The 20476-nt window shown below is 57.8% G+C and carries 17 protein-coding genes and 1 pseudogene; 13 read left to right on the top strand and 5 right to left on the bottom strand.

Annotated elements, in window-relative coordinates; genetic code table 11:
- Positions 1-58: 58 nt before the first annotated feature.
- The 4 genes and pseudogenes from E4631_RS16790 to E4631_RS16775 all read left to right on the top strand — a co-directional run bounded on the left by E4631_RS16790 (position 59) and on the right by E4631_RS16775 (position 3140).
- Positions 59-1249, top strand: coding sequence for a hypothetical protein (locus E4631_RS16790; protein WP_133658003.1), 1191 nt, complete (start codon positions 59-61; stop codon positions 1247-1249).
- 353 nt (positions 1250-1602) lie between these two features.
- Positions 1603-1692 (top strand): annotated as a pseudogene (locus E4631_RS26570) (YkvA family protein); the annotation flags it as partial.
- Between the two features lie 255 nt (positions 1693-1947).
- Positions 1948-2247 (top strand): hypothetical protein, encoded by a 300-nt coding sequence (locus tag E4631_RS16780; RefSeq protein WP_133658001.1) that lies wholly within the window; start codon positions 1948-1950, stop codon positions 2245-2247.
- 38 nt (positions 2248-2285) lie between these two features.
- Complete coding sequence (locus E4631_RS16775; RefSeq protein ID WP_133658000.1) at positions 2286-3140, top strand: DUF1571 domain-containing protein; 855 nt, start codon at positions 2286-2288, stop codon at positions 3138-3140.
- Positions 3141-3308: 168 nt separating this feature from the next.
- On the opposite strand, the gene E4631_RS16770 is transcribed toward E4631_RS16775, so the two are convergent.
- Positions 3309-4214, bottom strand: coding sequence for an SDR family oxidoreductase (locus tag E4631_RS16770; protein WP_240735001.1), 906 nt, complete (start codon positions 4212-4214; stop codon positions 3309-3311).
- 122 nt (positions 4215-4336) lie between these two features.
- Here E4631_RS16770 and E4631_RS16765 point away from each other — a divergent pair, with 122 nt between their 5' ends.
- From E4631_RS16765 to E4631_RS16755, 3 genes are all read left to right on the top strand, one after another.
- Positions 4337-5197: an NAD(P)-binding domain-containing protein gene (locus tag E4631_RS16765; protein ID WP_133657999.1), complete on the top strand. Its 861-nt coding sequence runs from the start codon at positions 4337-4339 to the stop codon at positions 5195-5197.
- Between the two features lie 39 nt (positions 5198-5236).
- Complete coding sequence (locus tag E4631_RS16760; RefSeq protein ID WP_133657998.1) at positions 5237-6523, top strand: NAD(P)/FAD-dependent oxidoreductase; 1287 nt, start codon at positions 5237-5239, stop codon at positions 6521-6523.
- A 306-nt stretch (positions 6524-6829) separates the two neighbouring features.
- Positions 6830-7282, top strand: coding sequence for a PA2169 family four-helix-bundle protein (locus E4631_RS16755; RefSeq protein WP_133657997.1), 453 nt, complete (start codon positions 6830-6832; stop codon positions 7280-7282).
- A gap of 231 nt (positions 7283-7513) precedes the next feature.
- On the opposite strand, the gene E4631_RS16750 is transcribed toward E4631_RS16755, so the two are convergent.
- Both E4631_RS16750 and E4631_RS16745 read right to left on the bottom strand, forming a co-directional pair.
- Positions 7514-9502: a DEAD/DEAH box helicase gene (locus E4631_RS16750; protein WP_133657996.1), complete on the bottom strand. Its 1989-nt coding sequence runs from the start codon at positions 9500-9502 to the stop codon at positions 7514-7516.
- Positions 9503-10024: 522 nt separating this feature from the next.
- Positions 10025-10222 carry a cold-shock protein gene (locus E4631_RS16745; RefSeq protein ID WP_068343085.1) on the bottom strand — a complete coding sequence of 66 codons (198 nt, stop codon included), beginning with the start codon at positions 10220-10222 and terminating at the stop codon, positions 10025-10027.
- 155 nt (positions 10223-10377) lie between these two features.
- Between E4631_RS16745 and E4631_RS16740 the strand changes: the two genes are divergently transcribed.
- Positions 10378-10797: a thioesterase family protein gene (locus E4631_RS16740; protein ID WP_133657995.1), complete on the top strand. Its 420-nt coding sequence runs from the start codon at positions 10378-10380 to the stop codon at positions 10795-10797.
- On the opposite strand, the gene E4631_RS16735 is transcribed toward E4631_RS16740, so the two are convergent.
- Positions 10794-11441: a hypothetical protein gene (locus E4631_RS16735; protein ID WP_133657994.1), complete on the bottom strand. Its 648-nt coding sequence runs from the start codon at positions 11439-11441 to the stop codon at positions 10794-10796. The two genes, E4631_RS16740 and E4631_RS16735, sit on opposite strands and share 4 nt — an antisense overlap.
- Before the next feature lie 30 nt (positions 11442-11471).
- Between E4631_RS16735 and E4631_RS16730 the strand changes: the two genes are divergently transcribed.
- From E4631_RS16730 to E4631_RS16710, 5 genes are all read left to right on the top strand, one after another.
- A complete protein-coding gene (locus E4631_RS16730; protein WP_133657993.1) occupies positions 11472-14975 on the top strand; it encodes an exodeoxyribonuclease V subunit beta in 3504 nt (1167 codons plus the stop codon).
- A gap of 276 nt (positions 14976-15251) precedes the next feature.
- Positions 15252-17024, top strand: a complete 1773-nt coding sequence (locus tag E4631_RS16725) for a S8 family serine peptidase (RefSeq protein ID WP_133657992.1) — start codon at positions 15252-15254, stop codon at positions 17022-17024.
- Between the two features lie 41 nt (positions 17025-17065).
- Complete coding sequence (locus tag E4631_RS16720; protein ID WP_240734997.1) at positions 17066-18061, top strand: YitT family protein; 996 nt, start codon at positions 17066-17068, stop codon at positions 18059-18061.
- Between the two features lie 110 nt (positions 18062-18171).
- The gene (locus E4631_RS16715) at positions 18172-18996 is read left to right on the top strand and encodes an MOSC domain-containing protein (RefSeq protein WP_133657991.1); all 825 of its coding nucleotides are present in this window, start codon (positions 18172-18174) and stop codon (positions 18994-18996) included.
- Positions 18997-19124: 128 nt separating this feature from the next.
- On the top strand, positions 19125-19796 hold the full coding sequence (locus E4631_RS16710) for a DUF2461 domain-containing protein (RefSeq protein ID WP_166648116.1): 672 nt from the start codon (positions 19125-19127) through the stop codon (positions 19794-19796).
- Positions 19797-19811: 15 nt separating this feature from the next.
- Here the strand turns inward: E4631_RS16710 and E4631_RS16705 are convergent, their stop codons facing one another.
- The gene (locus E4631_RS16705; protein WP_133657989.1) at positions 19812-20435 is read right to left on the bottom strand and encodes a deoxynucleoside kinase; all 624 of its coding nucleotides are present in this window, start codon (positions 20433-20435) and stop codon (positions 19812-19814) included.
- Positions 20436-20476 lie beyond the last annotated feature (41 nt).

Genomic DNA, 20476 nt, shown 5'->3' with positions numbered 1-20476 from the left:
ATCAGTAGATTGGCGCGAATCACTGTGATTCGCGCCATTTCTTTATTCCCTCGTCACTATGATTTCCGGGCCCCGCCAGTTATTTAATGCTGCTTTTACGCCAGCGCGCTACCAGGAAATGCTCGCTGCTATCGACCAGGAATTACCCAACCAGCTCGATTTCAGGGTGGCCGAAACGCCTATTTTCGTCCCTGCTGTGTTGCGTGATAAATTAATTAAAGCTGGCCAGGACATAATTGACGTTCTCCAAAAACCTGATTTCAAAGAATTAACTGAGGGCGCTATTCCAGCGGCCCAGCGCGTACCAAATGAAGACGCCCACGCCGAATTTTTAACGTTTGATTTTGCCGTTTGCCGCGATAAGACGGGTGAATTAGAGCCGCAGCTCATTGAGATGCAGGGCTTTCCGTCCTTATATGCCTTTCAGGCTTATTTACCCAGCGTTTTCAAGCAGCGTTTCCCCATTGCGGAATCGGTTTCGCCCTTTCTGGGGGTTGCGGACGAAGCAGCCTATTTAGCCAAGTTCAAGGAGCTTCTTTTGGGTGATGAAAATCCGGAAAATGTTATTCTACTGGAGCTATTTCCAGAGCAGCAAAAAACCCGCATTGATTTTGCGCTAACGAAGAAATTCTGGGGGGTAGCAGCCGTGTCGCTACCCGATGTCATAAAGAAAGGGCGAAAATTATATTACCTGAAAGATGGCCGGGAAATCCAGATAAAAAGGATTTACAACCGCATTATTTTTGATGAATTAGCCCGCTACCCCGACCTGCACCCTGCGTTCAGCTTAACTGATGAGGTGGATGTTACTTGGGTTGGCCACCCCAACTGGTTTTTTAGAATCAGCAAATACACCTTGCCGCTGGTGAGGAGCAAGTTTGCACCAGCCAGCTATTATTTACAGGATTTGCAGGAGTACCCGCAGGACTTGGAAAACTACGTATTAAAGCCTCTTTTTTCCTTTGCCGGGGCGGGTGTGCGCCTGCATATTACGCAGCAGGATTTAGAAGCGATTACCGATAAGCAGAACTATTTATTGCAACGCAAAGTCGCGTATGAGCCTATCGTTCAGGCACCAGACGGCTTGGTTAAGTGCGAAATCCGACTCCTCTATATCTGGCCGCATTCGGCACCGCAGCCCACGCTGCTGGCGGGCCTGGCCCGGCTAAGCCGAGGTGAAATGATTGGCGTCGATTTCAATAAAAATAAAGACTGGGTGGGTGGCACTACTCCGCTATTTGAGCGGTAGGCATTCGGGCTTTCCAGCCTGCAAAGGGGGTAGGGAACCAAGTCCTGAGCGTATTCGTAACAGGATATCTATTGTTTCCCCTGCTTTATATGTCAAGTCTTACGCAACGCGGCCTTAAAATTTCCAAGAACGCTATTTTCAATTTATTTATTAATCGCGCTACCAAATTATTAGGTCGCCCATTCAAGATTATAACTATTCTGAATGAAATGGCCGATAAATTGGCGAGTGAAGAAAGCAAAGACAATAAATTCAAGCAGCTTTTTGACGTTGCGCTCACCTTGGTACGGTTGGTGCGTAACTACGCTACTGGCGAGTATCGCGACATAAATAATAGCACTATTATTTCGGGTCTTGCTGTCCTTCTCTACGTTCTTTCACCCGTAGACCTCATTCCGGACTTTATTCCTGTTGTCGGTTTTTTAGATGACCTCAGCTTAGTAAGTTGGTTTGTGGGAAAGTTTCAGGGGGAAATAGTTCGTTTTAGCGAATGGGAACAGCGTATTAATCAGCTTCCTACCCCCAGCATGGCAGCCGGCGACCCTACCCTCCCCGCCGTAGCCGAGATAGGACATTCCTAGTTTTGTAAGTAGCCCCGCTCTTCTGGCGAAATTTACAGGGTGCTACCGCAACTATGTTGCTAAAGGCATTCCTGTAAACGCTTTACCTCGCTATTACTACCCACGTCAATTTTGTTTATGCCGACATATCTTGTCTCTTTACGCCTACCCGATTCGTTTAGCGAGGATTTTATCACCCTTATTCCGCAGCACCGAATCCTTGTTAATCAATTACTTAGCGAACACGTAGTTGAAACCTATGCTATCAGTGCGGACCGTAGCCGAGGCTGGCTAACTATTAATAGTGATGATGAGCCTGGCGTAGAAATAGTGCTGAGAAAATTACCCCTCTACGAATATTTTAGTGGAATAGAAATTGACGAGCTATTTATTTTTGACAGTGTTGCGACACGTTTTCCGCACATTAGCTTGAATTAATTTTTTAACTTATTATTTTTACTAATTCCGAGCTTTTTGTGAATTCGCGTCATCTAGTAATTACGGGTTTTTTTTGGGCAGGTAGTGTCGTGCAGGCCTCTTCGCGTGAGCCAGTGGAGCCTATTTCTACTCAGCAGCTGATTACGCGGTTGTCTTCGGCTATTCAGTCTTTGAAGACTTTGCGGTGCCTGGTCGATGCAGAGGAGCGCATTGGCCGCAGCTATACGCCTGGGCTCACGCTGATGAAGCTGTCTTTCAGCCCGTTAAAAGTGTATATCAAGAACCAGAAAAACATTGAGATACTGTACGTTACTGGCCAGAATAACAATGACGCCTGGGTTTATCCCGGTTCTTTTCCTTATATCACGCTCAGCCTGAATCCTACGGGGTCGCTTATGCGCAAGGGTCAGCACCACACAGTGCTTCAGGCTGGCTTTGGTACGATAGCTGATTTGCTCGGCAATCCAAATGGGCAGAGCAGCACCGTTTTTACCCGTTCGTTTCGGTATGCCGGCGATACGCTCGCGCAAGGTCAGCCTGCGTATATTTTACGCTCCGACTACCCGCAATTTCGGTACATTACTTACAAAGCTGGGCCTAACGAAACTATTCACTCAATAGCCAACCGTTTTGGCTGCGGAGAATACCGTATTTTAGAGCGCAATAGTTTATCTATTGATAGTAAATTAACGGAGGGACAAGCTTTGCAGGTACCTAACTCATACGGCCGGCGCACAGTTTTGGTAATAAGCGCTAAAACTTCCTTGCCCACATCCGTTACGGTGTATGATGATGGTGGATTGTATGAAAAATACACTTTCCTAAACGTTGTACCTAATCAGCTAATTCCTGCTGCTGAATTTACCAAAGATTACCAGGGATATAAGCTTTAATTACGAAGCCATTCAGGAAGGATAAAGAATAAAAATCACCCATAGCTTTCACACAAAAGAGGCAGAACGTGGAGATTATTTCCGCGTTCTGCCTCTTTTGTGTGAAAGCGATTTATGAGCGAAGCCAGATTAAGCCGCCAAGTAGCAAGCGCCGCCCACAAGCTGCCATCAACGGCGCATTGTTTTCTCAATCTGGTCCCACATGTCTGGCGTCAGGGCCTGGAGCTTGTTGAACTCGCCGGCGCCGTTCAGCCACTCGCCCCCGTCAATAGTCACGACTTCGCCGTTGATATAGGCCGAAAAATCGGACACGAGATAGGCAGCCAGGTTTGCTAACTCCTGGTGTTGGCCAACGCGTTTGAGCGGTACGCTGGCAGCGGGGTCAAGTTGGCTGGCAAGGGGCTCAGGAAATAACCGGCTCCAGGCTCCCTCCGTTGGGAAGGGGCCGGGGGCAATGGCATTGGAGCGAATGCCGTACTTGGCCCACTCTACGGCCAGCGAGCGCGTGAGCGCCAGCACGCCAGCCTTGGCCGCCGCCGAAGGCACCACAAAAGCCGACCCCACGGAGGCATACGTTGTAACAATATTAAGAATAGTGCCGGGCTGCTTATCGGCAATCCAACGCTTTCCTACAGCTAGAGTACAATTGTAGGAACCCTTTAATACAATATCTACTATTACGTCGAATGCTTTATGACTGAGCCGCTCGGTGGGGCTGATAAAGTTGCCGGCGGCATTGTTTAGCAGCACATCTACCCGCCCAAATTCGGCGTAAGTACGTGCCAGCATGGCTTCCACTTCATCGTATTTGCGCACGTCGCAGGCCAGGGCCAGAATCCGTCCACCCGTCTGTTGACGTAGTTCAGCTGCAGTTTGCTCCAGTACGGCCAGTTTGCGACTAGTAATAGTCACATTGGCCCCTAATTGCAGGAAATATGTAGTCATGGCACGACCCAGGCCAGTGCCACCGCCCGTCACAATGATTGTTTTACCAGCCAGGGCATTATCGCGAAGCATGGGTTGCGCAAACGGATTTATCATTTTGTTGAAGGGTAGGCCAGCGCAGACTGGCATGATGAGTGCCCGAAGGTAAGTACCTGCACATAGTGAGCCTTGATTGTACTGCCCAGCTTTACACATTCATGTGCAACTTGCAGCTTTGTAACATAGATAACTAGCATTCGAGAATAATTTTTATGTCCTCTATTCCCAGTACAGGTTCGGCCGCCGGCCCCCCTACGGTAGCCGTATTAGGATGTGGCTGGCTGGGCCTGCCTTTAGCCCGTAAATTATTGTCGCAAGGGTACCGCGTACTAGGTACCACTACCACTGCTGAGCAGGTGCCGTTATTGGCGGCGGCTGGTATTGAATCTCGCCTGCTTCAACTGGGCAGCGACTTTTCGGCGGCCGATGAGGCCAACCTGGTGCAATGGCTGCAACAAGCTGACACATTGGTAATTAATATTCCGCCGCGGGCGGCTGTGGCGGGGGGCTACCCCCAGCTGCTGCGCCCGCTGCACCGGGCGGTGGCGGCGGCACACATTAAGTCAGTCTTGTTTGTGTCTACCAGCGGCGTGTATCCCGATGAGCCTCGGTTGATGCACGAAACCGATGCCGTGAGCACCCGCGATGCGGCCTCGGACGTGCTGCGTACCGAGGGGCATTTTGTGCCGCGCTACGGCCAGTGGCTTAGCACAGTAGTGCGCTTGGGTGGTCTCTTTGGGCCCGACCGGCCGCCAGGACGCTTCCTGGCGGGCCGGCGCAACCTGCCGCAGGGCAATGCCCCCACCAACCTGCTGCACCTCACCGACGCAGTTGGCGTGCTCAGCACCATTATTACCCAGAATATCTGGGGACATACCTTCAATGTGTGCGCCCTGACCCACCCGCTCCGGCGCGACTTTTATCCGGCCGCGGCTACTTACCTGGGTATGGAACCGCCTACTTTTCAGGCTGGAAGCGCCGGTGGCAAGACCATCGATGCTAGCTTGGTGCGCAGCCTGGTACCCTATAGCTTTCAGCACGATGATGTGCTGGCCGCCCTGCCTTACTGCTAGTATGCGGGGGTAGGGCTGGCAGCCTGGCTATCTTTGTGCATGCCTTTGCCAAACTCAGCCGCCGCCCCACCGCCCGCCGTAGCCGTGCTGGGCGGCGGGGCGGCGGGCTTTTTTGGGGCCATTGCGTGCGCCGAGGCCAATCCGCAGCAACTAGTTTATCTGCTCGAAAAAAGCCCCAAGCTGCTGAGCAAAGTGCGGATTTCGGGGGGCGGACGCTGCAACGTGACGCATGCCTGCGAGTCGGCAGCACAGCTGGTGCAGCACTACCCCCGCGGCGGCCGGCAACTAAAAGAAGCCTTCCGACAGTTTGGCGTGGCCGATACCATTGCCTGGTTTGCTGAGCGCGGCGTGGTGCTCAAGACCGAGGCCGATGGCCGCATGTTTCCGACCACCGATAGCAGCGAAACCATTGCGCGCGCCCTCGAAGATGCCGCGCACCGGGCCGGCGTGCGGGTGCTGGCACGTACCGCGGCCGACGAGATTATGGCCCTTCCCGAAGGAGGCTTCAGCCTGCGGCTTAGCGGGGAGGGTAGCGCCGCTATCGGCCCCGAACTGCGCGTGGGCCGCCTGCTGGTAGCTACCGGCGGCAACCCCAAGTCGGCGGCCTATGACTGGCTGCGGGCGCTGGGCCACAGCATTGCGGAGCCCGTGCCCTCGCTTTTCACCTTTAATGTTCCGGCTTCCCCATTGCGCGAGTTGCCCGGCGTGAGCGTGCAGCTCGCTCGCGTGGTGCTGGCCGGCGAAAAGCTTCAGTACGAAGGGCCACTGCTGGTTACGCACTGGGGGGTGAGCGGACCAGCGGTGCTTAAGCTTTCGGCCTGGGGCGCGCGCCGGCTGCACGAGTTGGGCTACCACGGCACCGCCCTTATCAGTTGGGTGCCCACCTACACCGACGATACGCTACGCGCCTGGGCGCACGCCTACCGCCTCGATAATGGCAAGAAGCAGGTGGCAGCGCACCCGCAGTTTGGGCTGCCTACCCGCCTCTGGCGCACGCTGGTGGCTGAAGCCGGTATCGGGCCCGAGGCGCGCTGGAACGAGGTGCCGGCCAAGGCGCAAAACCGCCTGCTGGAACTGCTACTGCGCACTCCGTTGCAAGTGCAGGGCAAAACCACGCACAAAGATGAGTTCGTAACCTGCGGCGGCATACCGCTCAACGAAGTGAACCTGACTACGATGGAAAGCCGCCGGGTCTCGGGCCTGCACTTTGCCGGCGAGGTGCTGGATATTGATGGCATTACGGGCGGCTTCAATTTTCAGGCGGCCTGGACTACGGGCTTTTTGGCCGGCCAGGCCATAGCCAAGGTAGCGCAGCCCGTAAGCTAGCGCAGTTGCTAAGTCTGGGTACCTGTTCCGGTCCGATGGCGGAGCCATTTGACCGGTTGACGCGGGAATGAGGGCTGCACGACTGACCAAGCTGCGCACCCGTCAACCGGTCGGACGGCTCCGCCGTCGGACCGTAGCACGTACCTGGACTTGGGAACCGCAGGAGGCATGCAAGCGGGGTAGGGAGATTAGCTACCTGGCAGTGCGTGGCAACAAAATTGGGGCTTCTGAGGCTGTATTGTAACCCTGCGGGCAGTTGACTAGTAAACTGCCTCACCTTTCCAACTTACATTTCCTTTTCCAATCATGGAAGCCAAAGCAACCCAAACCGCCCTTAACTCCCTCATCACCGTTCTCAAAGATGGCCAGAAAGGCTACGCTGATGCGATGACCGACGTAAAGGACCAGCACCTGAAAGACCTGTTCAAGAAATACTCAGCCCAGCGTGCCAGCTACGTGACGGAAATTGAGGACCAGATGTTCAAGCTTGACCTGCATCCCGACACCAACGAAGGCTCGTCGGTAATCGGCACCATTCACCACGTTTGGATTGACTTGAAAGCTGCCGTAACCGGCCACGACAGCCATGCCATTCTCGCTGAGTGCGAGCGCGGTGAGGATGTGGCCAAGAAGGCCTATGAAGAAGCCTCCAAAATTCAGGACCTGCCCAGCGACTTGAAGTCAATTATCGAGAAGCAGTCGCAAGGTGTACTGGCGGCTCACAACGAAATCCGCGGCCTACGCGACTCGGCTAAATAGACCGTAGATAAGCTCCTACGGGGCTGACTATGATAGGTCAGAAAAACCTGCAACAGAAAAGGCTGCTCATAGGAGCAGCCTTTTCTGTTGCAGGTTTCCGGTTTTTTACTGGTGTTCAACGCCTCCTATAAATGACATTAGAAAGGCTGCCCTCACGAGCAGCCTTTCTAATGTCATCCGCTTAGTCAGCCTGCTTGCGGGCGTATCTGCGAACTTTGTTTAATCCGCAGTCTACTCGCCCGAGTCGCGCTTGCCTTTGTAGCCGCCGCCGTAGCTGCTGCCACCGCCTTGGCCACCTTTGTAGCCACCGCGCTGGTAACCACCACCCTGGCTGCTACCGCCGCGGTCGCCGCCGAAGCTGCTACCACCTTCGCGGCGGTCGCCGCCTTTGTAGCCACCACCGTAAGAGCTACCACCTTCACGACGGTTGCCGTAGCTGCTGCCGCCTTCGCGGTTACCACCGCCGTAGGGCGGGCGGCCACCTTCGCGGCGGTCGCCGCCGCCAAAGCCGCCGCGACGCTCACCGCCGAAGCCACCTTCGCGGCGCTCGGGGCGGTTGGTGCCTTCTTCTTTCGCGGCTGCGTCCTGCACCGGGGTAGCGATGCTGAACGTAACCGGCTGACCCTGGATGCTGGTGCGGCCGAGCTGGCCTACAATCTCCTCGGCAAACTCATTCGGTACTTCCACGAAGCTGAACTTGTCGTAGAGGGCGATGTCACCCACTTTGTTGCCGGGCAGGTTGGTGCTCTCACCAATCAAGTCAACTACATCGCGGGGGTGCAGGCGGTCTTTCTTGCCCATGCTGATGAACAGGCGCGTGTAGCCAGGACGGGTGGCCCCTTTTTCACGGCTGGCGTCGAGGCTTTGCTCGTTACGCTTATCCTCTTTCATGTTCATCTTGAGCAGCGCGGCGGCGATGTCAAGCGAAGTAATTTCCTCGCTTTGGTCGAGCAGGCGCTGCACGCGGCCGATGTACTTATCAAGGCCGCCTTTCTCTACCACTTCTTTGATTTGGTTGAGAAACAGGGTGGTCTTCACCTCCGATACGTCAGCAAACGACGGCACTTGCGCCAGTTTGATGTCGGCTTTGGTGAAGCGCATAATGTCGCGCAGCTTGTAGATGTCACGGCCACTCACGAAGGTGAAGGCGCGGCCATTCTTGCCGGCGCGGCCAGTGCGGCCGATACGGTGCACGTAGTATTCCTCGTCGGCGGGCAGGTCGTAGTTGAATACGGCCTCCACGTTGTCTACGTCGATACCACGGGCGGCTACGTCGGTAGCTACCAGGATTTCGAGCGTGTTCTTACGAAATTTATCGAGCGTGTTCTGGCGCTGGGCCTGGCTCATGTCGCCGTGCAGGCCATCGGCGAAGTAGCCTTTAGCTTGCAGGTCGGCCACAATATCGTCTACCATGCGCTTCGTGTTAGCGAAGATGATGGTCGATTTCAGGTTATACATGTCCATCACGCGGGTCAGGACATCCTTCTTCTGCGGGCCGCGCACTTCGAAGTAGCTCTGCTCGATGTTGGATACCGTCATTTGCTGATGGTTGACCTTCACTACCTGCGGGTCGCGCTGGTACTTCTTGGTCATGTCCATAATCGGCTTGCTCATCGTGGCCGAGAAGAACACCGTCTGGCGATTCTCGGGCATCTTACTGAGTACAAACTCGATATCCTCGCGGAAGCCCATATCGAGCATTTCGTCGGCTTCGTCGAGGATGATTTTAGTGGCCTTGTCGAGCTTCAGCGTGCCGCGCTCGATGTGGTCCATTACGCGGCCGGGGGTGCCGATTACGATTTGTACGCCGCGCTCCAGGGCGCGGAATTGCCGGTCGTAGGACGAGCCGCCGTAAATGGGCACTACAGCCAGGCCTTTCTTATACTTGCCCAGCTTCTGGATTTCGCCCGAAACCTGCACGGCAAGTTCGCGGGTGGGGCAAAGCACAATTACTTGTACGTCACGGCTTTCACCGTCCACACCTTCGATGGCGGGAATAGCAAAGGCAGCCGTCTTACCGGTACCCGTCTGGGCCTGGCCGATAACGTCTTTGCCAGCGAGCAGCACGGGGATGGCGGCCGACTGAATAGGCGAGGCTTCCTCATAGCCCATCTCGGTGATGGCGCGCTGCACTTCTTCGGAGAGGTTCAGTTCGTCAAAGCGAACTTTAGGCTTCTCGGTGTTTTTGGCGGGGGTATTTTCTACTTGTTCGGTATCCATGATGGAACGGAATAGGGTTGTAAGACCACCTGGTTTTCCAAAACCGGGGTGGTCTAATGGGGGAAAAGAGACTACGCTCTGAAAACAGCCGGCTCAACAGCGGCGGCGCTTCTTCCCCCTCAACCTTCCTACTAACGACAAGGCGGAAAAAATACGACCGATAAAACGGGAAACTACTCGGCAGCCACTTACTTAACCTGGGCCACCCCGGCCACTCAATGGGACCGTTCTCAAATGCGGGTGCAAAGGTACGGATTTTTTATTGAAAAAGCTAATGCATCAACTCATAATAGTTGGCATGCTGCCGAAAAAAACTTCTCATCAGGTCAAAACAGCAGCGCAGGAGGGTAGCATAGAAACCAGTTGCATACCTGACAAGATGCTTCTTTCGTCAGTATAACTCAGTATAACAACGATTCGTTAGCGTAATGAAGGAGCGGCGCCCGAACTCGATGAGAAATGAAAAGAGCGCCTTCCCGCGGGGGAAGGCGCTCTTTGGGTAGCACGAAAAGTGGCTATTGCTTAGAGCAACGACACTTTTACAGCGTTCGGGCCTTTACGGCCTTGGGCTTCTTCGTACTGAACCTTGTCTTTCTCTTGTAGAGCCTTAGCGTCTACGAGGTCGGTGACGTGCACAAAGATGTCTTGGCCAGTCTCGTCGTTTTTGATGAAACCAAAGCCTTTGGTCTCATTGAAGAATTTTACCGTTCCGGTCGGCATAATAAAAAAATATATGGGGTGTCGTCAAAGCCCGGCGGCAAGCTGGGGACCTAAGATGCAAATACACCGGAGCGGACCGGAACAGCACCACAGAGCCTTGAGTTGCGCCAAAGATAGACAAAATTCCCGAACTTCGCCACGCTCAAAAAAAAGTTATGGACACGCCCGCCGCCCCTACCCACGCTTATTCTCACGTCTTTACCGTTGAGGCCAGCGACATTGACCAGCTCGGCCACGCCAACAATGTGGCCTACGTGCGCTGGGTACAAGACGTAGCGGCGGCCCACTGGCACCACTTTTTTCCGCCCACCGAGGCCCTACCCCCCCAGGTGTGGGTGGTGCAGGAGCACCGCGTGCGCTACCTACGCTCGGCCTATGCCGGCGACGAACTGCGCGCCAGCACCTGGGTGGCCGACGTAAAGGGCGCTAGCTCCAAGCGCCTCACCCGCATCGAGCGCGTGGCCGATGGCCAGCTGCTGTGCGCCGCCGAAACGCAGTGGGTGCTGCTGGATGCGGGCAGTGGCCGGCCGGTAAGGGTGCCAGGAGAATGGGCGGAGATGCTGATGCCTAGTTAATCATCAATTCTTGTGAATATCAAGCGTTTTCCTATAAAGAAGGAATCATCTAGAATCATTAACTGCAAGTCTGAGCTGTCTTTCCTAGTGTTGTGAGCCGCCAAACCATCTGATTCAAATGTGTAAGCTAGTTTACCAAGTTGATTCAACCACTTCTCATACTGACTTAATACCTTTTTCGGGCCTCTAGCAAATAAACCTTGCAGCATTTGTACTGCTGCGAAAAGCCCTCCACCGTTCACATACGTTTCGAGTGGCAACCAATCCCCAAAATTTGCTATATGCATTTCATAGAATCTTGCGCCAATGTATTCGGAAATATTTTCAGCGGCACCGTTCACGTAAAGTTCGGTATGCTGGTCAGTAAATTCCCAAAGCAAATAATGGTCATTATAGATTTCAATATTATTGGCTCCATTGTCATATACCCAAGACCTCGAAATCTTTTCGGAAATAATATCTTTTACTGTTGCTTGCCAGACCTGATTAGGTAGTTCAGAGCCAGTTTTTATCCGCAGCTTTAGCAAGGCATCGTTTTCTAGGTAATCTAAGCGTTCAATAAAAACCCCACCCATACTTTCAAAATCCGCATCTTGAAATATCTCCAGCATTTCTGGCGGTAAAATCTGACTAGAAATCTCCATTCTTTTAAATCGTTTCTTTAACGTAATTCAGTGCCAGCCCCCTTCCGCATTTATTCCGCCTCGGCCGGCTCCGGCAAGACGTACCAATTAACGAAAGAATACCTGAAGCTGGCGCTGGGCTACCCGCAGCCGGCCGACCCGACGGGCGAGCGGCTGTATAAGGCTGATTATTTTAAGAGTATTCTGGCCATCACCTTCACCAACGACGCGGCGGGCGAGATGAAGGAGCGCATTGTGGGCGCGTTGCGGCGCTTTGCGCAGGAGAAGGGGGGTAGGGCCGATGCCTTATTAGTAGAGGTGGCGGCCGAGCTGGCGCAGGAAGGGCAATTGCCCAAGAGCCTGCGCGCGCCGTCCGAGTGGCAGCAGGAAGTGCGAGTGCGGGCGGCGGCCACGTTTCGGCTGGTGCTGTACCACTACGCCGATTTTGGGGTAAGCACGATTGACTCGTTTGTGCAGCGGATTGTGACGGCTTTTACGCGGGAGCTGGGGCTACCCGCCACGTTTGAAGTGGAACTGGATACGGACAGCGTGCTGCGCTCGGCGGTGGCGGCGCTGATTGACAAGGTGAACCGCGACGTGGATAGCAAGCTGCTGAGCCAGACGCTGGCCGACTACGCGCTGGGCCAGGCCGAGCAGGGCCGCAACTGGAACAAGCTGCCCGATGAGTTGCTGGACTTCGGCCGAGCCTTATTTAACGAGAGCGTGCACGAGGCGGTGGCGCAGCTGGGCCAGAAGACGATGGCCGATTTTCGGGCGCTCGACCAGGAAATCCGCACCCGGCAGCGGGCGGCCGAGGCGGCCGTGCAGGCCCAGACTGAGCAGGCACTGGCCGTGCTGGCGGCAGCGGGCATTGAGGCCGAGCACCTGGCCAGCGGCAGCGGCGGCATCTACGGGCACTTCACGAAGTGGGAGCGCTGGCTGAGTCCGCCCGACAAGGAGGCGCTGTTTCCGACGGCTACGGCGCGCAAGACCATCGAGAGCGGCAAATGGTGGAGCGAGAAGGGCAAAAAGGCCGGCTTGGTGCCTGCCATCGAGGCGGCGCAACCGGCACTGGAAGACGCCTTTGGCGAGCTGCTGGCGCTGCGTGAGCAGCACCTGCCGGGCTACGTGCTGCTGGGCGCGGTGCAGCCGTTTTTATTTCACGCCTCGCTGCTGAGCGAATTAAATAAATTGGTGGAGGAAATCAGCCGCGAGCGCAACGTGGTGCTGATTTCGGAGTTTAACCGGCGCATCGCGGCCATTGTGCTCACCGAGCCGGTGCCGTTTATCTATGAGCGGATGGGCGAAAAATACCGGCACTTGCTGATTGACGAGTTTCAGGATACGTCGGTGTTGCAGTGGAATAACCTCCTACCCCTCGTGGAAAACGCGGTGGGCAATGGCGGCCTCTCGCTGGCCGTGGGCGACGCCAAGCAGGCCATCTACCGCTGGCGCGGCGGCGAGCTGGAGCAGATTCTGCGCCTCTACCAGGGCGACACGGATGCGCTGGCGGCCCGCGCCCGCGACGCCAACATGCGCCGCTTGCTAAACGAGCGCTACCAGACGTTGCAGCAAAATTTAGAGCCGCATGCGCTGGCCGTTAATTATAGGAGCGAGCCGGCCATTGTGGGCTTCAACAACGAGTTTTTCAGCTACGTGCGGGAGCGCAGCGGCGAGCACGACGTGGTGCAGGGCATTTTTGAGCCGGGCTTTCGGCAGCAAGTACCGGGCGCCAGCCCTACCCCCCTACCGAGCGGCGAAGGCGCGGGGCACGTCGAGCTACTCTTTACCAAAGACGATGCGCCAGCCCGGCGTTACGCCCCTACCCCCGGCCAGTACCTCGATGAGCCGCTGCCCGGCTACCTGCCCGACGCGGTGCTCGACTACCCGGAAAGCACCTGCTACCTGACTTTGCAGCTCGTGGAGCAGGCCCTGGCCGATGGCTACCACCTGCGCGATGTGGCGCTGCTGTGCCGCACCCGCCGCCAGAGCCGGCTGCTGGCTAAGTTCCTGAAAGAGCGCGGCTTTTCGATTATTTCGGCCGACTCACTGGCCTTGCAGTTTGCGGAGGTGGTGAATTTGCTGGTGGCCATTATGCGGGTGCTGCACCAGGGCAGCGATACGTTGGCGCGGGCCGAGGCGCTGCTGCTCGTGGACAAAGTGGTGCGCCGCCTACCCCCCACCCCGGCGCGCGCGCGCCACATTGCCGACGTGGCCAACGACACGGAAAGCAGCCAGCCGTTTTTTGACGAGCTGCGCGGCCTGGGCTTCGACGTGGTAGAGCAGCGCACCGGCAACCTCGGGCTGTATGAGCTGACCGAGAAGCTCATTGGGACATTTGGGCTGCTGGGGGCCAATGCGGAGAGCGACTACCTATTTCGGTTTCTGGATTTGACGCTGGAATTCAGCCTGAAACACGGCAATAACCTAGGCAACTTTTTGACGCACTGGGACGAGCGCAAGGGCGTGCTCAGCATTAATGCGCCGGGCGGGGCCGACGCCATTACCATCACAACCGTGCACAAGGCTAAGGGCCTGGCGTATGGCGTAGTCATTGTGCCGTTTGCTGATTGGGCGCTGGTGCCGCACGCCGGCGAGCTGCTTTGGGGCCGCCTCGACGCGGCCGACAAACCCCTACCCGAGCTGCCCGACGTGGCCGTGGTGCGCCTCAACAAAACGCTGACCTACACGCCGCTGGCCGACCAGGATGCGGAGGAACGTGAAAAGACGCTACTCGACGGCCTCAACACGCTGTACGTGGCCTTTACGCGGCCGCGGCACCGGCTCTACATTCTGAGCAAAGCGCCCGCCGAGGCCAAGAAAACCACCGGCGAGCTGCCGCTCAGCCCTACCCCCACCCCGGCCGCCGAGCAGGGCCCGGCCCGCGACGTGGCCGACCTACTGGCCGGCTACCTGCGCCAGCTCGGCCGCTGGCAGCCCGAGGCGACGAGCTTCGTGCTTAACCAAGGTGCGCCTAATGCGCTCACTACTAAAGCCCAGGTATCAAATACCAACTTTCCCCTTACCAACCTCACCTCCACGGCCTGGCCCGAGCGCTTGCAGCTGCGCCGCCACGCTACTACGGTGTTTGACTTTGATGAGCAGGAAAAGCTGGGCGAGCTGAACCGCAAGCTGCACTACGCCTTGCGCCGCCTGCTGTCGGCCAAGGACCTGGGCCGCACGCTGCGCCAGCTGGTAGCCGAAGGCATTATCAATCAGCAAGAAAGGCCTGCGCTGGAAGCCGGCCTGGCCCAGCTGCTGGCCGACCCGCGCCTGGCGCCCTACTTTGCCGACGACCTAGCGGTGGAAACGGAGCGCGAAATTCTGATTGGTGGCCACACGCAACGCGCCTACAAGCCCGACCGCATCGTGTTTGGCCCCGGCGCCACACGTGCCGAGCAAACCGTGACGCTGCTCGATTTTAAGCTGCCGCCCCCGCAGGACATCCACAAAATCAGGCTGCGCGACTACGCCCGCCTATTTCGCGAGCTGGGCTACGCCGACGTGCGCGGCCTTATTTATTATTTTGGGTCGGGCGAGGTGGTGGAGCTGTAGCCCGTTGGCGTGGTACCGCCCAAACAGCTTCCAGAGGGGGGGTAGGGAGCGCTTGTTTGCCAGGGAGTTTGGCGCGGCAACTAGGCGCGCCTTTCTTTCGCGCAGGGTCCGGTTTTAAGGTAGAAACCCCCGCTAAATTGGCGGCAGCCTGAACAAAAATGCGCAGCCCGGCAGTTGGGAGGAGCCGCCGGGCAGCCCACTGCTGCGCAACACCGGGCCGCCCGGCTTCGTCTATAGTTTTTGCGGCCGATTTTTGTGCCGACTTATTCCCCGCTGATGCTCCTTATCCAACCTGCTAGCTGGCCGCGCGTGGCGCTGGCTTCCTCCCTTTTGCTGGCTACCAGCTGCCGCGTAGCCCAAACCACTACCCCTGCCCAGGCTGTCGCCTCCACCGTGACCAGCGCGCCCGCCGCGCCGGTGGCCCCCGTGACGCCCGACGTGCCTGCCCCGGCAAGCACTGCCCCTACCCCCCCCGCCGGCCCCACTGTGGCCGAAGCCGCCCAGGCGCAGTGGTACCTACGCGACCCGCAGCTGGACAAAACGCCCGGCACCGGCACCACCCGCACCTACGCCGAGCTGCTGAAAGGCCGCACGCCCGCGCCCGTTATCGTGGCCGTCATTGACTCGGGCATCGACACCGCCCACGTGGACCTGAAGCCCGTGCTGTGGCGCAACCCCGGCGAAATTCCAGGCAATGGAATTGACGATGACCACAATGGCTACATCGACGACGTGCACGGCTGGAACTTCCTGGGTGGCAAGGACGGCCGCAATATCTCGGTTGAAACCTTGGAATCGACGCGCATTGTGGCCAAGTACGGGCCGCGCTTTGCGGGTAAAACCAGCGCCCAGATTAAACCCACTGAGCGCGCCGACTACTCGCTTTACCTCAAGGCCAAGAAAGCCTACGACGCCAAGCGCAAGGAGCTGACCGGCGAGGTGGGCCAGTTTGACCAGACCAAGAGCTTCATTACGCAGCTCACGGCTGCCATCAAGGAAAAAGCGGGGGTAACGAAAGTGGACACGACCACCCTACGCGTAGCCGCCGCCAACATTCCGAGCGAAGACCTGAAGGGCGCCCTCCTGAGCCTGTATCAGAACATGAAGCAGGGCGGCATCGGCGATACCGACGCCCTATTGGCCGAGCTCGATACCGAGATGAAGGACCAGCGCGAGCAGCTCGACTACAGCATGAACACCAAGTTCAATGCCCGCGCTGAGATTGTGGGCGACAACCCCGACGACGTGGACCAGCGCAACTATGGCAACAACGACGTGATGGGCCCCGACGCCCTGCACGGCACGCATGTAGCGGGCATTATCGCGGCCGTGCGCAGCAATGATATTGGCGTTCAGGGCATTGCTGCGACGCCGGTGCAGGTAATGAGCGTGCGCACCGTGCCCAACGGCGACGAGCGCGACAAGGACGTGGCCAATGCCATCCGCTACGCTGTGGACAATGGCGCGCAGATTATTAACATGAGCTTCGGCAAGGAATTCTCGCCCCAGCGCCCGGCCGTGGAAGCTGCCTACAAGTACGCGGCCAGCAAGAACGTGCTGCTGGTGCACGCCGCTGGCAATGAGGACGATAACCTCGACGTGACGCCGCACTACCCCTCTTCCTACTACCTCAACGGCACCACGCCGCCCAACCTGCTCACCATCGGCGCCTCGGGCCCGCAGGACGATGAGAACCTGCCCGCCAGCTTCAGTAACTACTCTAAGCGCCAGGTCGACGTGTTTGCGCCCGGCGTGGGCATTTTCTCCACGCTGCCCGGCAATAAGTACGGCATGGAAAGCGGCACCAGCATGGCTTCGCCCGTCACGGCGGGGGTAGCGGCGGTGCTCAAGTCGTATTTCCCCAGCCTCACGGCCGTCGACCTCAAGCGCATTATCCGGCAGTCGGCCCAGGTGCACCACACCCAGGTGCTGGTGCCCGGCGAAGACGGTAAAAAGGCCGATTTCAGCACGTTATCCGCCACCGGCGGGGTAGTAGACCTCTACGAAGCCGTGCGCCTGGCCAGCCAGGAAGCGGCTGCGAAGAAATAGTAAGCACGGCGGTAACATCCGTTTCTGCGTAAGCGCGGGGTATGGTTCCTCAATTATTCATCCTGGAGCGCATGCGCCGGCTCCGGGCGGCCCACCCGGCGGCCCCTACCCCCGCTTTGGCCGGCCACCCGGCCATTGCCGACGCGCACCCACCTGCCGCCGCTCACCCGGCTCAGCCCGCGTGGCGGCGGCAGGTGGGGGGCCTTTTGTACCTGGTAGCCGGCATTTTTTCGGCGGGCCTGGGACTGGAGTCCTTCATTTTACCCAATGGCTTATTTGACGGCGGGGTTACCGGCATCTCGCTGCTGGCGGCGCGGCTGCTGCCCAACCTGCCCTTTTCGGTGTTTTTGGTGGTGCTGAATTTGCCCTTTATCTGGCTGGGCTACCGGCAGTTGGGGAAGGAATTCGCCCTGAAAGCGCTGGCGGCCATTCTGGGGCTAGCAGCGGTGCTGGTGGTGGTGCATTTCCCGGTCATCACCCAGGATAAGATGCTGATTGCCGTGTTTGGCGGCTTTTTCTTGGGCGCGGGCATTGGGCTGGCCATGCGCGGCGGCGGCGTGCTCGACGGCACCGAAATTCTGGCCGTGTACCTGAGCCGCAAAGCCAGCCTGAGCGTGGGCGACTTCGTGCTGGTGCTCAATATCTTAATATTCCTGGTCGTGGCCCTGGTCATATCGGTGCAAACGGCGCTTTACTCCATCCTCACCTACTTGGCCGCCTCCAAAACCATTGAGTTTGTGGTCAATGGCATTGAGGAGTACACCGGCGTCACCATCATTTCGGAGCACAGCGATGCCATCCGGCGCGCCCTTACCGAGCGCCTGGGCCGGGGCGTGACGGTGTACGCCGGGCACCGCGGCTACGGCTCGCACGGCGAGCAGCCCAGCCCCATTGACATTGTGTTCACCGTGGTTACCCGCTTGGAAGTGAGCCAGGTTACCACCGAGGTTAACCAGCTCGACCCCAAGGCGTTCATCATCATGCACAGCGTCAACGATGCCAAAGGCGGCATGGTGAAGAAGCGGGCGCTGCATTGAGGAAACAGGCCTTGGCCGCACCGAAGGGGGGTAGGGAGAATTACGCTGGCCGTGATTTTTCCTACCCCCTTCAGTAAGGTCAAATTTCCCGCTGGGCTACCTTTGCAGGTATGTCCGCATCTTCTTCGCCGCTCACGCTCACTGGCCTTTTTATTTACCCGATTAAGTCATTAGGCGGCATCAGCTTACCCGCTGCCGACCTCACGCCGCAGGGCCTGCGCCACGACCGCCGCTGGCTGATAGTGGACGAGCGCAACCGCTTCCTGACGCAGCGCGAACACGCCCAAATGGCCCTGCTGGCCGTTGAGCCGGCCTACAACGGCTTCCTGCTGCGCCACCAGAAGCGGCCCGAGTTGCTACCCCTCTACATTCCATTTGAAGCCACCCCCGAGCGCACGCTCTTCGTCACTATCTGGGATGATATGGTGTTTGCCTGGCGCGGCACCAGGGCCGCCGATGAGTGGCTGAGCGAGGCCCTGGGCCAGCCCTGCAAGCTGGTATACATGTCGGACATGGCCCGCCGCGAGTGCGAGCCCGAGTACAACCTGGCCGGCACGCTCGTCAGCTTCGCCGACGGCTACCCCTACCTGCTGGCCACCGAAGAGTCGCTGGCCAAGCTCAATACCCAGCTCACCGAGCCTGTGCCCATGGACCGCTTCCGCCCCAACCTGGTGGTGCGCGGGGCCGTCGCCGACGCCGAAATGGCCTGGGCCGACCTGCGCATCAACAACCTGCCGTTCCGGGCGGTGCGCGGCTGCGGGCGCTGCGTGGTCACGACCATCGACCAGGCCACGGCCCAAAAAGACCCAACCGGCGAGCCGCTTCGCACGCTGGCCACCTACCGCAAGCCCGATGGCAAGGTCATTTTTGGGCAGAACGTGACCGGGCCTGTCACCGGCCACCTACGGGTGGGCGATAAGGTGGTGCTGGGCTAGCTTCTACATACGGCACCATTATGCTGGGGCAAGGCGCTCTTCACGAGCCCTCGCCCCAGCATAATGGTGCTGCCCTACCCCTTCCATTTCGGCCAACCTCCGGCCCGCCGCGCCGTTTAGGGGCCGGTATGGAAATAGCCTTTGTTCTGGATTTTTTGCGCCGCCTGGCGGCAAACAACAATACGGCCTGGATGCAGGACCACCGCGCCGACTACCTGCGTGCCCGCGATGCCTTTGCCGGCCTCGTGGCGGAAGTGCTGCACCGGGCTACGCCCGCCCTACCCGAGCTGGCGGGCCTCACGCCAACGCAAACGATGTTTCGCTTGCACAAGAACGACCGCAGCCAGCGCGACCCCGAGCCCTACAAGCGCCGCCTGGGCGCGGGGCTGGTGCCAGGCGGGCGCCACGCCCTGCGCGCTGGCTATTTCGTGGCCCTGATGCCGGGCGGCGGCTCGTGGCTGCGGGCCGGGCGCTTTAGCCCTACCCCCGCCGAGCTGGCCGCCATTCGGCAGGAGATTCATTATGATAGCACTGGTTTTCACCGTATTATTGCGGATAAAGACCTGCTCCAACACTTCCCCACTGGCCTGGACAGGAGCGTGGAGCAGCTTAGCCGCCCCCCACGCGGCTACGCGGCCGACGACCCCGACCTACCCTATCTCAAGCTCAAAAGCTTTGGCGTAGTCCGGCTTTTTTCGGATGAGGAAGTAGGAGCGCCTGATTTCCTCGACCGCCTGGTGGCGGGCATAGTGGCCGCCCGGCCGTGGGTGGAGTATCTCAACCAAGCACTCCTAGCCTAGCTCCCACTCAACTCGTTAAAACAGCCCAAACAGCTTCCCTTCTATCCGCTCGATAATGGTGCCCAGGTCCTCGGGGCGCCGCACGTAGTCCAGCTCATTGACATCGACGATGAGCAGCTTGCCATACTTGTAGTCGGCAATCCACTGGTCGTAGTGCTCGTTGAGGTTTTTCAGGTACTCAATACTGATGGAATTTTCGTAGTCGCGGCCCCGTTTTTCAATTTGACCGATGAGCTTAGGCAGGTCGGCGCGTAGGTAGAGCAGCAGGTCGGGTGGGTTCACCAGGCTTATGAGGCTCTCAAAAAGGGCATAGTAATTCGTGTAGTCGCGCTCGGCCAGTAGGCCCGACTGGTGCAGATTGGCCGCGAAGATGTGCGCATCCTCGTAAATGGTGCGGTCCTGAATGACGCTCTTGCCTTGTTGCACTAACGTCTTGATGTGCTGCGTTTGGCGAAAGCGGCCGTTCAAAAAATATACCTGCAAATGGAACGCCCACCGGGGCATATCTGCGTAGAAGTCTTTGAGATACGGATTGTCATCGACCTCTTCTAAAAATACTTCCCACCGAAAGTGCTGGGCCAGCTTGTGGGCCAGCGTCGTTTTGCCGGCTCCGATATTACCGACGATAGCAATGTGCATAAACTAAAAAACAGTTGGCGGACGAAATGCGGACGTCAAAG

Source organism: Hymenobacter sp. UV11 (genome assembly GCF_004684095.1).
GTDB lineage: Bacteria > Bacteroidota > Bacteroidia > Cytophagales > Hymenobacteraceae > Hymenobacter.
This window is presented reverse-complemented; position numbering and strand designations above follow the sequence as displayed.